The sequence below is a fragment of the Mycobacterium nebraskense genome, assembly GCF_002102255.1.
GTDB lineage: Bacteria > Actinomycetota > Actinomycetes > Mycobacteriales > Mycobacteriaceae > Mycobacterium > Mycobacterium nebraskense.
This window is the reverse complement of the sequence record NZ_LQPH01000077.1, coordinates 1-1,317: the sequence shown is the minus strand read 5'-3', so window position 1 is coordinate 1,317 and position 1,317 is coordinate 1. Positions and strand designations below refer to the sequence as shown.

2 protein-coding genes and 1 pseudogene are annotated in these 1,317 nt (G+C 64.0%); all 3 read right to left on the bottom strand.

Features of this window, described 5'->3' with window-relative positions:
* Positions 1 to 98 (bottom strand): annotated as a pseudogene (locus tag AWC17_RS08575) (WXG100 family type VII secretion target); the annotation flags it as partial.
* A gap of 287 nt (positions 99 to 385) precedes the next feature.
* Positions 386 to 685 (bottom strand): PE family protein, encoded by a 300-nt coding sequence (locus AWC17_RS08570; protein ID WP_047324320.1) that lies wholly within the window; start codon positions 683 to 685, stop codon positions 386 to 388.
* 497 nt (positions 686 to 1,182) lie between these two features.
* On the bottom strand, positions 1,183 to 1,317 hold a 135-nt coding region (locus AWC17_RS08565), incomplete at its 5' end, for a PE/PPE C-terminal domain-containing protein (RefSeq protein ID WP_197089843.1).

Genomic DNA, 1,317 nt, shown 5'->3' with positions numbered 1-1,317 from the left:
ATCTTGCGGGCCTCGTCCTCAACCGTCTGGGCGTGCACCTCGAAGCGGCCCGCCATCGCCCGCATTTCGTGCGGGTCGGTCATAAAACGTGTTGCCATTGTGGCTGTCTCCTTAATACGTGATTACTCAGATACCTGCTGTGGTTACGACGATGGCCGGACCGGTCACGCGCTGGCTAACCGCCGAGCCGAATGCAAAAGGATGATCCCCCCTTCCCGTCAGCCGGCGGCCACCGGTCGCTGTAACACGGTGAGACGGACGTCAAACCCGAACCGCGGCGTTTGAGTTGTCCGGCCGTCAGCCCCCGAGATCATCGGTAGCTGGGCGGTTAGGCGGGAGACCACGTCGACGACGTCCCGTCCCAGACCATCAACCGCCAATCCGATCAGCCCGCGGCAGCTGCGTTGATTGCCTCGGTCGCAGCGTACGAGCCAGAACTTGTCGACAGCGTGTTCACGAACGCCTCGTGAATGGCGGCGGCCTGGGCGCTGACCGCCTGGTACATCTGCGCGTGCGCTGCGAACTGTGCCGCCGTCAGCGCCGACACCTCGTCGGCGGCAGCGGGCACAACCCCGGTCGTGGGGGCCGCAGCGGCCGCATTCTGAGCGCTCAGCGTTGAGCCAATGGCCTGCAAGTTTCCGGCCGCCGCAGCCAAAGCCTCGGGCTGTGTGGTCACGAACGACATACTTGGTTCCCTCCTAGTTCAATCCCCGACTGTGCAGAGACTAGATGACGGCGACCCCGGAAGCTGTCTGGGAAGCCGCCTGTTTGCAACTGTTCACTTGACGGTACGGCGAATTCATTTTCGGTAACGCCACAGTAACAGCGCCTGACCTGGATCGCAGCCCCTATCAAAACGGTCACAGCAAACCATGACGATCTCGGCGGCCAAAGTTGCTGGTAGACGTCTGCCAGCGGCTTTGGCGCCGCGGGTCCGATAAAATCTCGTTGCTCACTAACCCCTTCCGCACGATCAGCGACCGGCCCACAGCATTCCCGACGGCCATCGCTCCCCGAAAGGGCTTTGAGTCCCTTGAGCAGGGGCATTTGGTCCCGTTTCTGCTGTGAAAGACGCGGCGGTGAACTTCACCGGGCGGGTGTGGCCGCGGCCACGTTCATTCGTTTGCTTACGCTGCGTGGTGCCCGCCCGACGTGCCGGCTACCTGTTTTCAGCGTGGGTGGTTAGCCGGCAAAGGGTGGTCGGGCCATGACGGTGGGGCGGAAGCCGTATCGGGGTCCCGCACCGGCGTGGGTGCCGGTGCCCATACCGGCCAGCGGCATGCCACCGAGCAGGTTGCCCGGTCCCCCGGCCGCCTC

What these genes read in the sequence shown, in the direction of transcription:
- AWC17_RS08570 (WP_047324320.1), bottom strand. Translation starts at nt 685, where the DNA reads ATGTCGTTCGTGACCACACAGCCCGAGGCTTTGGCTGCGGCGGCCGGA.